General features: G+C 60.2%; 12 protein-coding genes. 3 read left to right on the forward strand and 9 right to left on the reverse strand.

The features are described from left to right. The first annotated feature begins 24 nt into the window (after positions 1 to 24). Both BUA15_RS07315 and BUA15_RS07320 read left to right on the forward strand, forming a co-directional pair. Positions 25 to 2,331, forward strand: a complete 2,307-nt coding sequence (locus BUA15_RS07315; RefSeq protein ID WP_072715334.1) for a S9 family peptidase — start codon at positions 25 to 27, stop codon at positions 2,329 to 2,331. Continuing rightward, complete coding sequence (locus BUA15_RS07320) at positions 2,328 to 3,113, forward strand: CPBP family intramembrane glutamic endopeptidase (protein WP_072715335.1); 786 nt, start codon at positions 2,328 to 2,330, stop codon at positions 3,111 to 3,113. Before BUA15_RS07315 ends, BUA15_RS07320 begins: the two co-directional genes overlap by 4 nt. Positions 3,114 to 3,209: 96 nt before the next feature. On the opposite strand, the gene BUA15_RS07325 is transcribed toward BUA15_RS07320, so the two are convergent. From BUA15_RS07325 to BUA15_RS07365, 9 genes are all read right to left on the reverse strand, one after another. Beyond that, positions 3,210 to 4,241, reverse strand: a complete 1,032-nt coding sequence (locus BUA15_RS07325) for a PorV/PorQ family protein (RefSeq protein ID WP_072715336.1) — start codon at positions 4,239 to 4,241, stop codon at positions 3,210 to 3,212. Beyond that, positions 4,238 to 5,821 (reverse strand): FlgD immunoglobulin-like domain containing protein, encoded by a 1,584-nt coding sequence (locus BUA15_RS07330; RefSeq protein ID WP_072715337.1) that lies wholly within the window; start codon positions 5,819 to 5,821, stop codon positions 4,238 to 4,240. The genes BUA15_RS07325 and BUA15_RS07330 overlap by 4 nt, the downstream gene beginning before the upstream one ends. Continuing rightward, positions 5,805 to 6,617 carry a hypothetical protein gene (locus BUA15_RS07335; protein WP_072715338.1) on the reverse strand — a complete coding sequence of 271 codons (813 nt, stop codon included), beginning with the start codon at positions 6,615 to 6,617 and terminating at the stop codon, positions 5,805 to 5,807. Before BUA15_RS07335 ends, BUA15_RS07330 begins: the two co-directional genes overlap by 17 nt. Before the next feature lie 118 nt (positions 6,618 to 6,735). Beyond that, on the reverse strand, positions 6,736 to 7,929 hold the full coding sequence (locus BUA15_RS07340) for a site-2 protease family protein (RefSeq protein ID WP_072715339.1): 1,194 nt from the start codon (positions 7,927 to 7,929) through the stop codon (positions 6,736 to 6,738). Positions 7,930 to 7,997: 68 nt separating this feature from the next. Then, a complete protein-coding gene (locus BUA15_RS07345) occupies positions 7,998 to 9,206 on the reverse strand; it encodes a pyridoxal phosphate-dependent aminotransferase (protein WP_072715340.1) in 1,209 nt (402 codons plus the stop codon). A gap of 79 nt (positions 9,207 to 9,285) precedes the next feature. Beyond that, on the reverse strand, positions 9,286 to 9,774 hold the full coding sequence (gene coaD / locus BUA15_RS07350; protein WP_072715471.1) for a pantetheine-phosphate adenylyltransferase: 489 nt from the start codon (positions 9,772 to 9,774) through the stop codon (positions 9,286 to 9,288). Between the two features lie 5 nt (positions 9,775 to 9,779). Beyond that, entirely contained in the window at positions 9,780 to 10,328 is a 549-nt protein-coding gene (locus tag BUA15_RS07355; protein ID WP_072715341.1) for an RsmD family RNA methyltransferase, read from the reverse strand. Positions 10,329 to 10,347: 19 nt separating this feature from the next. Further along, on the reverse strand, positions 10,348 to 11,250 hold the full coding sequence (locus BUA15_RS07360) for a type IV pilus biogenesis protein PilM (RefSeq protein WP_072715342.1): 903 nt from the start codon (positions 11,248 to 11,250) through the stop codon (positions 10,348 to 10,350). 31 nt (positions 11,251 to 11,281) lie between these two features. Continuing rightward, positions 11,282 to 11,740, reverse strand: a complete 459-nt coding sequence (locus BUA15_RS07365; RefSeq protein ID WP_072715343.1) for a hypothetical protein — start codon at positions 11,738 to 11,740, stop codon at positions 11,282 to 11,284. A gap of 213 nt (positions 11,741 to 11,953) precedes the next feature. Between BUA15_RS07365 and BUA15_RS07370 the strand changes: the two genes are divergently transcribed. Next, positions 11,954 to 12,679 carry a pyridoxine 5'-phosphate synthase gene (locus BUA15_RS07370; protein ID WP_072715344.1) on the forward strand — a complete coding sequence of 242 codons (726 nt, stop codon included), beginning with the start codon at positions 11,954 to 11,956 and terminating at the stop codon, positions 12,677 to 12,679. Positions 12,680 to 12,689: the final 10 nt, after the last annotated feature.

Below are 12,689 nucleotides of genomic sequence, written 5' to 3' on the forward strand. Positions count from 1 at the left end.
TCCACCGCGGACCCTCACTGTGTTATGCCGGGTGTTGGCATCCGACTGTTGCTGATCGGCAGCCTCAGCTTTGGCCTGCTAACGCATTCCGCTGCTGCGCAGAACGGGGACAAACCGATCACGGTTACGGATCTGCTGCGCATCCGCCAGCTTGAAAGTCCGACCGTCTCTCCCGACGGCCGCTGGCTGGCTTACATCGTGCGCCAGATCGATACGGTCGAAACCAGACCCGAGGTGCAGTATGCCTACCGCACCCATCTGTACCTGCTCCCCACCGATGGAAGCGCGCCGCCCAGAGCCTACACGCACGGTGACCGAACGGCCCGTCAGCCCGCATGGCATCCCGAAAGCGATCAGCTCGCCTTTGTCCGTCCGGTCGAAGGCAAACCTCAGCTCTTTGTGATGCCCCTCTTTGGCGGGGAAGCGGTCCAGCTCACCGACTTCCGGTACGGCGCCAGCCGGCCGCGCTGGAGCCCGGACGGCTCGCTGCTGCTTTTTACGGCCACGCTCTCGGAGGAAGACGTACGCCGCACAGCAGGCACTCCCCCCTGGCCCGACGAGCGACCGGCCCGCACAGCAGCCGACACCGCCGGCGTCCGCCCCGACCCAGACGGCTCGCTCGCGGAAATCCGTGCCTGGCTGGCCCGCAACGAAGCCCGCCAAAACCCACGGGTTTTTTACCGGCTGGACTTTCAGGGAGAACTGACGCTTCAGCCGCAACTGCGCTTCCAGCACCTCTATGTCGTGGAACCTCACCCGGGCGCCACACCCCGTGCCCTGACACGTGGTTTCTTTTCGTTCACCGGAGCCGAATGGCTGCCTCATGGCCAGCAGGTCGTAGCGGCTGCCCGGATCGACTCCACGCGCCACCCCGACCGCATCCGAGGCAGTGATCTCTATCTGATTGACGTGGATACTAGTCGTATCCATCTACTACTGCATATCGACGGCTACGCCCTCTTTTCCCCCGTGCCGTCGCCCGATGGCCAATGGATTGCCTTTCTGGCCTCTCCCCTGGCCGACTCAGGCTACGCCCAGACCGAAATTGGCCTGTTTCGCCTTGATGGGCGCCATCCGCCTGAACTGCTCACGCTCCACTTCGACCGATCCGTGCGCAACCTGCAATGGTCGCCCGACATGCGTTACCTCTACTTTGTGGCGCCTTCAAACGGCGGCTTTCCTCTCTACCGCATTGCGTTCTTCGACCTGCATCCTCCACGTCCCTCCCGAACCGCCCCAACCGACACAACGCAGGTCTCCCGCGCGCGCTTTACGGCCGATGAAGTTGTGCGACGAACGCCAGAAATTGAACGCCTGCTTGATTACGAAAAAGGGGTGCGCGCCTATACGTTGAGTGAAGCAACGGTGTACTACGTACTTACCGAATCGACCAATCCTTACGAGCTCTATGCAGCGGATCTGGCCTTCAAACGCCCCCGTCGCCTTACCGAACACAACGCTTCCTGGCTGCGCAGCCGACGCCTGAGCCGACCCGAACCCTTTACGCTCCGCCGCGACACGCTGGAAATTCAGTACTGGGTGATGAAGCCCGCCTTCTTTGAAGAAGGCCGGCGCTATCCGATGCTCCTGGAAATTCATGGAGGGCCGGCCGCCATGTGGGGACCCGGCGAAGCCACGATGTGGCACGAGTTTCAGTTCTTTGCAAGCAAAGGCTTTGCCGTCGTGTTCTCGAACCCGCGGGGATCCGGAGGCTACGGGCAAGCCTTCCGACGCGCCAACTACCAGGACTGGGGCGATGGCCCGGCCGGCGATGTGCTGGCTGTCGCCAGCGCAGCCGCCCGGCTACCATGGATTGATCCAACCCGCCAGGTGGTAACCGGAGGTTCCTATGCGGGCTACCTGACCGCCTGGATCGTCGCGCACGACCATCGCTTTCGGGCCGCTGTGGCTCAGCGGGGCGTTTACGACCTGCAAACGTTTCTAGGCGAAGGGAACGCCTGGCGCCTGGTCCCCTGGCACTTCGGCGGCTATCCCTGGGATCAGGAAACGCCCGCCTTGCTGCACGGCGACACAGTCTCGGTGCGCGACGTCCTGTTGTACAACTCACCCATCACCTGGGTACACCAGATCCGTACGCCCCTGCTCATCCTGCACAGCGATCAGGATCTGCGGACTGGTGTTATTCAAAGTGAAATGCTCTACAAAAGCCTGAAAATTCTGGGACGCCCCGTCGAGTACGTCCGCTACCCGAAAGAAGGGCACGAATTGTCTCGTTCAGGCGATCCAAAGCGGCGCATGGACCGTATTCTCCGCATCTACGAATTCTTCATGCGTTACCTGCCTGCCGAAACGCCTTCCGCTTCGGAATGAGCAACCGTCTGGCCGCTGAACTTCAGCGCTGGCGTCAGGCCCTGCAGCGTCTTGACCGCCAGACAGTTCTTGTCCTGCTGGCTGCGCCCCTGCTGGCCTACCTGCACCTGCTGATTGGACGGCGCCGGTTCTACCTGGACACGCTGGTGCCTATACTGACGCTTCCAGAAACGCCTCTGGCCGCCTGGGCCTGGTGGACAGGCTTGCAGGCGCTGCTGGGCTTCGTAATTCCGGTGTTGCTCCTTCGTTTCGGCTTTCGTCGTCGCCTCACCGAGATCGGTCTGGGTCCGGGCGACCTGCGCTTCGGCCTGACTGTGCTGGCGGTCTACGTACCAATCGTCCTGCTGGGCACCTGGGTACTTTCGGCCGACCCGGCCTTTCAGGCCATCAACCCGCGTCTGCGTCCTGCCATCCATGACTGGCTCCTCTTTGTCCTGTACGAATTGCTCTTTCTGATGTACTGGATCGGCTGGGAGTACCTCTGGCGTGGGTTCGTCCTGTTCGGGACAGCACCCACCCTGGGCCTCTATGCCATCTTTGTGCAGATGTTGCCCTTTGCCGCCCTGCACGTTAACAAGCCACCTGCTGAAGCACTCCTTTCCATTCCAGGTGGACTCCTGCTAGGAGCTCTGGTGTGGCGCTGCCGCACTTTCTGGATTGCCGTCCCGATTCATTTCGTGCAGATGCTGGCCCTCGACTTCTGGTGCACGCTCCGCCTGCGCACCGGGCTGAATGGTCTCGGCCTGCAAACGCTGTGGCAGATCCTCGCCCATGGCTGGTAACCCCTCCCTGTTGCGCTGGAGGCACCACACGCAGCTTTCTGGCCGCTCTGGCCTCGCCCATGCCCTGCGCAGAGCTACAACCGCTGGAGATATCCCCTACGGGGGAGAAGTGGCGAATACAAGTGCAAGCGTAAGCATGTGCAGGGGAGGCAATCCCAGACGTTCAAGCTGTACAGTGTAGCCTGCGGTGAGCGGCAAATTGCCCAGATGGGTTGCCAGCATAAAGCCTGCGGCCGGCTGCCAGCCGCCCGCTTCGGGAAGACGTCCGATACGGTCCAGTCCGCCCAGCACGGCAAACGCCTTGCTTAACCGATAGGTAGCGCCTAACCGGAGTTGTCCCTTCCGCGCCCAGCGTCGCTCCGAAACCAGTCCTTCGCGAGGCGCATCGCCCACAAGCTGCACGCGGCGCCTGCGCACCTCGACAGAAGTGAACGCCACCTGGTACTCGCCCAGTAACCGCAGGCGTCCGGCCAGCACCTGCCACGATGCCCCCACGCGCACGCGGATAGGGAAACGATCCGAGGTAGTACTGCCCTGCTGCGGTCCGTAGAGATCGGCAGTGTTCCAGGTATAGCGGGCCAGCACGTCATCAATTGCCAGCCCCAGATGTAACGATTCAGACGCCTGGTAAAGCAGCCCCAGATCAAGTCCTATGCTCTGCACCGGGCGCAGCCCCTCAAACAGATCGGCGCGAAAGAATTGCAATCCCAGCCCCAGGGTAAGGCGATGGCTTACCTGGGTGCCAAAAGCCACCAGCAACGCGTATTCATCGGTGCGGTAGGTCTGCGTGTGGTAGCCACTGGCGTCACGTCCGTCGATATTACGCACGCCGGCATGGCGGAGCACCACGGCAATACCAGCTCGCGGCGGCATGCGCGTTGCCAATTGGACACTCTGCAACTCCCGGTCCAGTGCCATCAACGCACTGCTGAGCGCCAGGACAGGTTGCGTGGTAAAGACGGCCAGAGCCGGATTGTAGTAGGCAGCCGCTCCTTCCACATCGGCCACCAGGGCCTGCCCGAGCGCCAGCGCCCGAGCATCCAGCCCCATCCGAGCGAAAATACCGGCTTCCTGCGCCTGAGCCAGCCCAGCCCAGCTCAACACAACCAGTAAGACAATCCGCTTCATTCGATTACTAGAATTTTGCCCCAGTAGGTGGCCGTTCCTATTTCTACCGCATAGAAATAGACGCCATTGGCCACACGCACGCCTCGAGCATCCAGTCCATCCCAGATCACTTCATGCGGCCCAGCGGCCTGCGTTCCGTCAAAAAGCGTACGCATGCGTTGCAGGCTGAAGTCAAACACATGCACCCGTACAGAAGCCGTTCGATCCAGTTCGTAGCGAATGCGCACAAACGCATCCAGGGCCGGAGAAAACGGGTTCGGATAGGCATACGTATCAACGCGCGGAATTGCCGGCGACGGCTGCTCAGGGCGCAGAGGGACTTCTGCCCGAAACAGCCGCCAGGTGCGGCCCCCGTCGTCGCTGCGCAGCAGTCCATCCGAGGTACCGATCCACAGATGCGACCGGGTTACGGCTACGGCCAGCACCCGCACGTTAGGACGGAGCATGCGTCCCGAGGCTGCATCGTAAAAATCACGGATCGTTTGCCAGGTTTGACCTTGATCTGTCGAAATGAACAGGCCATTGTCCCCTGCAGCATAGACCGTGTCGCCCCGAAACGCGAAGTCGTTGATACGCTCCCCCCGCAGTACCTGTTGAAACGTGCGTCCTCCATCAGCGGTGCGGGTAATCCCGGAGGTCTCTCCAGGAATCTCTCCGGCCGGTCGTGTGGCGAACCAGAGCACCCGTTGCCCGTTGGGCCGCCGTTGCTCTCCGATCGCTACAATCCAGTTGCCGGTAGGCGCGTTGGGACGGCCGTCATTGAAGAAACGATCCCAGCTTAACCCGCCATCTGGCGAACGGTTAATTCCACCGGCCGTGCCAGCCCAGACCGTTCCTTCCTCATCTACATGCACGGCAAAGGCGAAATAATTATTGTAGCGATCAAGGACACTGGTAGGTGGTGCCACCCGAAAGGAATACGGCTGATCGGGCCGTAAGCCGTCGAGCGTGTCGGGAGGCAGAACGGCCCGGTGCCAGGTGCGCCCAAAGTCGTCGGAGTAGCGCAATCCGCCGTACCAGCTCGCTGCCCAGAGACGTCCCCGTCGACGGTCGTAGGCCAGATCAAACGTTGTGGCCAACTGAGGAGCGACAACGGGCTCTGCGGGAAGCCGTGAGATGCCATAGACAATCACCGTATCTGCAGGAGCGTCGAGGGGAGGGAAGCGAAAGCGCCAGCTTTGCCCGCCATCCGTAGAGACAACCAGGCCAACCGCTTCAAACACATCGTCCGCCACACCGTCGCCGTTCAGATCCGCCTGGTAGCGCGTGCCCAGGCTGGCCCAGATTGTGTCGCCCACCACCAGCAGCGCGTAGACGCGCCCGCGTCCCTGAGTGATCGAATCGACGCGGGCTCGATACCAGGTCCGTCCCCCGTCAAAGGTCAGGTCCAGCCGCGGTCCTACCCAGAGCGAATCTCCCCGCGCTGCCAGATTACTCACAAAGTTTTCAGCGATGCCTGCCACTGGCATCAGCTCGGCCACGCGTCGGCTCCAGTCCACTTTGGACTGGCTGCGCCCCTCTCCGAGCGACAGCCCCAGCAGCAGACCGATCCAGACCAACCGTTTACTCCACAACCACATGTCGGCGCACCTCTTCACTGGTGAGTCCTGTGCGATCAATAGCCTGAAAGGCAAACGTATAGGTACCGGGCACGTTGTCATGAGCCAACGAGAGCGTCATGGTAAACAGACTGTCGCCTGCTACAGCATCACCGCTGTTCGGAATCCCTCCGCAGATGCCTTTGCTTCCGTCATCACACAGCAGAATGGGCGCTCCTTCGTTGACCCGCAGCTCTACCCGCAGAATGTTCTCCAGTCCGTCGGGATCTGACACGCGGGCCACGACCTGAAAGACGACGGGTGGCTCGCCAGGCGCAGGTCGTCGGAGCGTATCGGGCACCTGGACCGCTTCGATAACGGGAGGTCCTCCAGTAGCCCAGAACCAGAGCGTACCGCGCACCTGATTGCTAAGCCGTTGTTCATTATCCACGGCATAGACCAGAACCGTGTAGGGCCCCACCTGGGCTCGATGAAGCCGCAGGATGGTCTGGCCTGCGTACCGATCTCCCCCGATTGCCTCCAGCGTACCGGTTGCCACCGGTTCCGGGGTACTTAGCGGAGCCTGCACCACAAAAGCCACCTGGACGACCTGACCGTCTGGATCATGCGCGCGTACGGCTATGGAGAGAGGAATAAACGCTGTATCTCCCTGGATCTGAGCAGGCGGCAGGGTATTAAAGTCGACCGAATCCGGCGTAAAGGACAGCTCCGATACCACTGGAGGACGTCCCTCCAGCGATGGTGCGCCTGGCAGGGCGTCGCACCCCCACAGCAATCCGCCCGCCAATCCCAGCAGCCAGAAAAAAAGATGACGCATGGGTAAGCTAAATGCTATCCGCTCAGCGGCTCACGTCGTACCGATGTTTCATAGGCGCGGGCGGGAGAAACGTTGCGCGTTTTCCGAAAGATACATTACGATCGCCTTGCCGTACGGATCAAATCAGGTACAACGGGCGCATGCTGAAGCACAGCACAAAGATAACAATAGCGGTCCACCCCAGCACCCGTTGCCTGCGCGTAAGCGTCAACCGGTATCCTACGGGAGGGTGATCCACGCGAATAAGGTAAAGAATTATCAGACTCCAGAGAAACCAGCCGCTATGCCCGAGCCAGCCGACCCAGTCCGCCAGGCGAGGAGCTAACGCGGCCAGCACCATAAGCCCCAGCAGCGCCGGCGCCACGACGCGATGGTCTCCTTCAAAAAGTCGATGCAAATACAGGTATAGCACCAGCGCCAAGCCAAACCAGGCAGCCGGCTCCAGCCACCAGATGCCTTCCTGCAACAGCGGCGGCAACGTTTCCAGGGCAAAGCCAATGGTAGCTGACACAAGCAGGGTGAGCACAAAGACGCGGGCTAGCCGTCGGTGCCATTTGCGTCCAAAAAGAGCATATAGTACGTGCCCACCATCAAGCTGCCCTACTGGCAGCAGGTTCAACGCCGTAAAGAACAACCCCAGCCAGGCCGCAAACAGGGTAGGATAGTGGTACAGCTCGTACATAGGGGGCACATTCGGAAAAAAGCGAGCCAGGGTATCAAACAGCAGGGTGGGGCCTAACACGAGCGTCACACTGTTCGGATCGGCGGCTGGAAGGGGAGCCGATGGGAAACGGCCGTGCGCCAGAATGTACGCCTTGAGGGCTTCGTGGCCGGGCACGTCCAGCAGATACGTAGGCGGTGGTAGCGTCAGCAGGGCATAAAGCAGCACAATCAGCGCCACGACAAAGCCGGCCAGTGGGCCGGCTACTCCGATATCGAACAGCGCGCGCGTGTCGGGAATGGGCTCCCGAATGCGAATGACGGCTCCAAAAGTTCCAATCCCATTGAACGGAAAGGGAATGTAATAGGGCAGGCTGGTGTCGATGCGATGAGCGCGAGCGGCCAGGTAGTGCCCGAATTCATGCACCGTCAGAATGAGTAGCAAGGGCAGGCTAAAACGTAATCCATCGGCCAACAGGGCGCTGTACCCGACGCGTTCGTACAGTAGCCATCGACCGGCCCAGTCAGGCCAGGTCAGAGTTGTTGAAACCAGCGTCAGGGCGAACAGCAGCAAATGCAGCCATACCCGCTGCGGCCGCCGAGGCGTAACGTTGACCGCTTCCCGCAAGCGAAAGCCCGGGATTGGCTCCAAAGGTACCTCCGGCTTTGTTCTACATCGGCCCACTCATACGATCTGGCCGCCCAAAAGCTTCCGCCGATTCATTGCAGAGCGGCCAGCCCGGCTTCAATACGTTCCATGGCTTCCCGAAGGTCTTCCATCGAGGCTGCGTACGAAATGCGCAGACCATTCGGGTCTCCAAAAGCCTGCCCGGGCACGAGGGCTACATGGCACTGCTCCAACAGATACAAGCAAAGCGATTCACTGTCGGTAATGGTTTGCCCATCAGGGGTGCGACGTCCGTAGAAGGCAGACACCTGAGGAAACAGATAGAAGGCCCCCTCAGGCTTTGGACAGGTGATGCCTTCTATAGCCTGCAGCCGCTCCAGCACGAAATCGCGGCGTTGCCGGAAAGCTGCGACCATCTCCTGGATAGGGGCCTTATCCATCTGGAGCGCAGCCAGCCCGGCTTTCTGGGAGATGCTGCAGGGCGCTGAAGTAAACTGGCTTTGCACCTTGGCCGCTGCCCGGACAATAGGTTGCTCCGCTGCCAGATACCCCAGTCGCCACCCGGTCATAGCAAAGCCTTTTGAGAAGCCGTTCACCGTAATGGTCCGCGCTTTCATGCCGGGCAGGCGCGCAAACGAGAGATGCTCGGCATCAAATAGAATGTACTCATAGATTTCATCCGAAAGCACGTAGACATGCTCATGCCGCCGCAGCACCTCAGCCAGGGCCTCCAGTTCTTCGGGCGTATAAACCGTTCCCGTCGGATTCGAAGGAGAACAGAGAATAAGCAGACGCGTGCGCTCCGTAATGGCCGCTTCCAGTTGCGCGGGCGTCAGGCGATAGCCGGTTTCGACCGAAGTGGGCAGAATGACCGGTGTAGCTCCGGCCAACCGAACCATCTCCGGATAGCTAACCCAGTAGGGCGCCGGAATCAGCACTTCGTCTTCAGGACGGCAGAGTACTTCGATGGCCATCGCTACGGCCTGCTTGGCTCCGTTCGTGCAGAGAATCTGATCGGGCGTGTATTCGAGGCCATTTTCTTCAGCCAACTTGCGACAGATGGCCTCCCGGAGCTCAAGCATGCCGGCGTTTTCCGTGTAGTGCGTAAATCCTTCACGAATAGCCTGAATAGCAGCTTCCGTAATGGGGGCCGGCGTATCAAAATCTGGCTCCCCTGCGCTCAGCCCGATAACCGGCTTGCCTTCGCGGCGCAATTGCCTGGCCCGAGCCGTCATGGCCAGCGTAGCCGACGGCTGCACGGCCATAACCCGGGGATTCAGCGCATCAAGCTGTACCGACATGGGCGACTCTGAAGTTGACGAACAAATCCCTTTGCGTCAAAAGATTTGCGCGGAAAGTTAATGGCAAAATGGCCGCGCTTCAACGGCCAGCACGTTTCTTCCGCAGCGCTTCAACAACAGGAGGGGGCACGAACAGACTCACGTCGCCTCCCCACCGATGAATCTCCCGCACAATCGACGAGCTAATCATCGCGTATGCCTCCGAAGTCATCAGAAAAACTGTCTCCAACTCGGGGTAGAGGCGCCGATTCGCAAAGGCCATGCGAAACTCATACTCAAAATCGCTCACCTGCCGCAGTCCTCGGACCAACGCGGTAGCACCACGGGCCCGGGCATGGTCGACAAGTAATCCCTCAAAGGCCACTACTTCAACGCGGTCCAGGTGCGCAGTGCACTGTCGAATCAATTCGCACCGTTCCTCAATAGAAAAAAGTGGCTCCTTGCCAATGTTGACAGCTACGGTCACCTCCACCCGATCAAAGATGCGCAGCGCTCGCTCCACAATATCGAGATGACCATAGGTAAACGGATCAAACGAGCCAGGATAAAGGGCCAGCCGTTCTCGCATAGGCATTAGCGCTTGACAGGTTGCGGGCGAAACACCGAGACGATTGTGCGGCCATAACGCCGACTGGTATCCAGATGGGGATGTCCCTCAAACTTGTGACGCTTATCGTGTTCAAGCACAAACAGGCCATGTGGCTTCAGATGGGGAAATGCCATCTCGGGAAGCTGCGGCAGCTCAGGGAGATCGTAGGGAGGATCAGCCAGGATTAAATCGAACGGCGGGCCGCTGTAGCGGCGCAGATACGCAACGGCATCGCCCCGAATAAACACACAGGCCTCTTCTACCCCCAGCGCGCGTGCGTTTTCGCGGGCATAGGCCAGGACAGGCCCCTGGAGCTCAACAAACGTAACCGCCGCAGCACCCCGACTGATGGCCTCCAGCCCCAGCGCGCCGGTGCCTGCAAACAGATCCAGCACATCGGCGCCTTCCAGGTCCATGCGGCTTTCAACGAGATGAAACAGGGACTCTCGCGTGCGGTCCGTTGTTGGACGGGTTAGATGTCCTTGAGGCGCGCGCAGCGTTTTGCGACGAAATCGTCCGGCAATGATTCGCATAGCGCAGCCTCCGCTCTGCTCAGGTTAACGCAACTCCAATGCAGGGCACGTACGCCACGGCCTCCGAAGGGTTCAGCGCTTCTGGATCTAGCGTGGTGAGCACCACAGGATTGAGCAAAGCGGGTTCTACAGCAAACAGCGGTTGGAGCTGCTCCGAAAGCGTGGCAGGCACCTGCGTGCCGTAGAGCGTTACCTGCTCCACCATAGCCGCACTCAGTCCAAGCCGGTGGAGCAGCACCATGCAGAAATAGGCTGCGTCTTCAGCACTGCGCGTATAGTAGCTCAGGTACCAGTGTCCGCGTCGGCAGAGGGTAAACTCCGTGTGGGTCTCGTAACATCCTATGGCCAGCCCGACTTCAGGAGGTATGCCAGGTTCCGGGCCAGGCAGGCGCTGCAGTGCAGCAGCCGCTCCAGCCGTGCTGAGTCGAATGCGATAGCGCGTGCAGGGCGCCTGCCGCAGCACGCGCTCCAGATGCTGTTGCACATGACGTGGCAGTACAAGCACCTGATACCAGCGAGCGCGCTCCTCCTCTAACGCCTGGGCCCAGCCGGGTTCAGCATGCAGATGCAGCGCTTCCGCAGGCTGTCCGGTAATCCAGACAGCTTCGGCCAGCAGGCGCTGGCGCAGTTCATCCGCCTCAATGGGTTCAGGTTGCAGGCTGGCAAATGCTGCCATTCCATGAGACGGATGCAGCGCCACGTTCAGCTCATCCGCAACCAGTCCGGATAGCACATCGCGCAACGCCTCGCCGACCACGTCCAGGTAGCGCGGCGACGCAGCCTGCAACTCGCTCAGCACGTTAAAATCAAAGTCGCAGCTTCCCAGCCGCAGAAGCTGATAGCGATCGCCACGACGTTCCAGCTCGGCATAGCGCAGGACCACGTCGTGCAATTCAATCCCCGCCCGTGCCCTAGGCTCCATAACCAGCGCTCCTGGCCGCCTGTTGACGACCCTATTCCCAACTGGCCGCGTTCAGCTTGGTAATATCCGGTTCCAGAGAGCCGATATAGTCGTCCGACGCCGGATCTTTCAGATAGTAAATCTCTACGCGTCCTGTGTCGTTAACCACGTACTCAAACTTCCCGTTACGTGGCGAATAGATCAGCGAGTCCAGATTAAAGCCTGGCCCAAAGATGCTGTCCGCCTTGGCCATCATAAACGAATCCTGGCGGATCCACGCCACCAGGGAGTCAAGGGTTGGCGGATAATGATCGTACAACAGTTCGTAGCGAATAAGCGCCGTGCGAATATCACTCATGCGGTCACGCGTCAGGCGCGTCAGCTCCTGCTCGCGGCGTACTGCCTCGTAGGGCTCGGTGATCGAAAGGTACAGATAGTAGGCCAGGACCACGATCACCACACCCAGCACGATCTGCAAAATAAGGCGCGTAATATGACCACGGGTAGCCATGCGTCGCGTGCTCCTCTGATGGCTAAATCGTTCAACAGTACGGTAAAGAAAAAAGCGACATGGATCTCCATGTCGGCTCGGAAAATACAGGACACGCCCGCCAAATGCAACCACTTTCTTTTCACCCGGAAACGTTGTTTAGACGGCTTTGCAACTCCCGGCGCTCGCTCCGGTTAAAGGAGCCGGTTCATCTAACCGAAGCGAACGTTTGCGGTGACCCGCCTGCTTGTCAACATCGACCACGTAGCCACCCTGCGCAACGCCCGACAGGAGGCGTTTCCGGATCCGGTGCAGGCAGCCGTGCTGTGCGAGCTGGCTGGCGCCGATGGCATCGTCTTTCACCTTCGGGAAGATCGCCGGCACATTACGGACCGAGACGTTTTCCGCCTAAAGGAGGTTGTGCAAGGCAAGCTGGACTTCGAGCTATCGACCAACGAAGAAATTGTAGCCATCTGCTGTCAGGTGCGCCCCCACCTGGCTACGCTGGTGCCGGAACGGCGCGAAGAGATCACCACTGAAGGCGGACTGGACGTAATCGCTAACCGAACGCGCCTCCAGGAGGTCATTCCGCGACTGTTCGAGGCCGGCATCGAGGAAGTAGCCCTGTTTGTCGATCCGGATTTACGTCAGATCGAAGCAGCCCGCGAAGTAGGCGCCAACGCGATCGAACTGCACACCGGCAACTTTGCCAACGCCCGCACCGAAGCGGCGCGCCGCGCAGAAGCCGAAAAACTGGCAGCAGCCGCCCGCAAAGCGCATGCGCTGGGGTTGCAGGTCCATGCCGGGCACGGGCTTAACTACCACAACTATCCCCTCTTCCGAGAAACCGTCCCCCACATTCACGAAGTGTCTATTGGCTTTGCCATCATTGCACGCGCCGTGTTGGTGGGACTGGAAACGGCCGTGCGCGAAATGCGTCGGCTCGTGAAGGGTTACTGAACGCAGACAT

The organism is Rhodothermus profundi, from assembly GCF_900142415.1.
Lineage (GTDB): Bacteria > Bacteroidota > Rhodothermia > Rhodothermales > Rhodothermaceae > Rhodothermus > Rhodothermus profundi.

What these genes read in the sequence shown, in the direction of transcription:
- BUA15_RS07315 (WP_072715334.1), top strand. Translation starts at nt 25, where the DNA reads ATGCCGGGTGTTGGCATCCGACTGTTGCTGATCGGCAGCCTCAGCTTT.
- BUA15_RS07320 (WP_072715335.1), top strand. Translation starts at nt 2,328, where the DNA reads ATGAGCAACCGTCTGGCCGCTGAACTTCAGCGCTGGCGTCAGGCCCTG.
- BUA15_RS07325 (WP_072715336.1), bottom strand. Translation starts at nt 4,241, where the DNA reads ATGAAGCGGATTGTCTTACTGGTTGTGTTGAGCTGGGCTGGGCTGGCT.
- BUA15_RS07330 (WP_072715337.1), bottom strand. Translation starts at nt 5,821, where the DNA reads ATGTGGTTGTGGAGTAAACGGTTGGTCTGGATCGGTCTGCTGCTGGGG.
- BUA15_RS07335 (WP_072715338.1), bottom strand. Translation starts at nt 6,617, where the DNA reads ATGCGTCATCTTTTTTTCTGGCTGCTGGGATTGGCGGGCGGATTGCTG.
- BUA15_RS07345 (WP_072715340.1), bottom strand. Translation starts at nt 9,206, where the DNA reads ATGTCGGTACAGCTTGATGCGCTGAATCCCCGGGTTATGGCCGTGCAG.
- coaD (WP_072715471.1), bottom strand. Translation starts at nt 9,774, where the DNA reads ATGCGAGAACGGCTGGCCCTTTATCCTGGCTCGTTTGATCCGTTTACC.
- BUA15_RS07355 (WP_072715341.1), bottom strand. Translation starts at nt 10,328, where the DNA reads ATGCGAATCATTGCCGGACGATTTCGTCGCAAAACGCTGCGCGCGCCT.
- BUA15_RS07360 (WP_072715342.1), bottom strand. Translation starts at nt 11,250, where the DNA reads ATGGAGCCTAGGGCACGGGCGGGGATTGAATTGCACGACGTGGTCCTG.
- BUA15_RS07365 (WP_072715343.1), bottom strand. Translation starts at nt 11,740, where the DNA reads ATGGCTACCCGTGGTCATATTACGCGCCTTATTTTGCAGATCGTGCTG.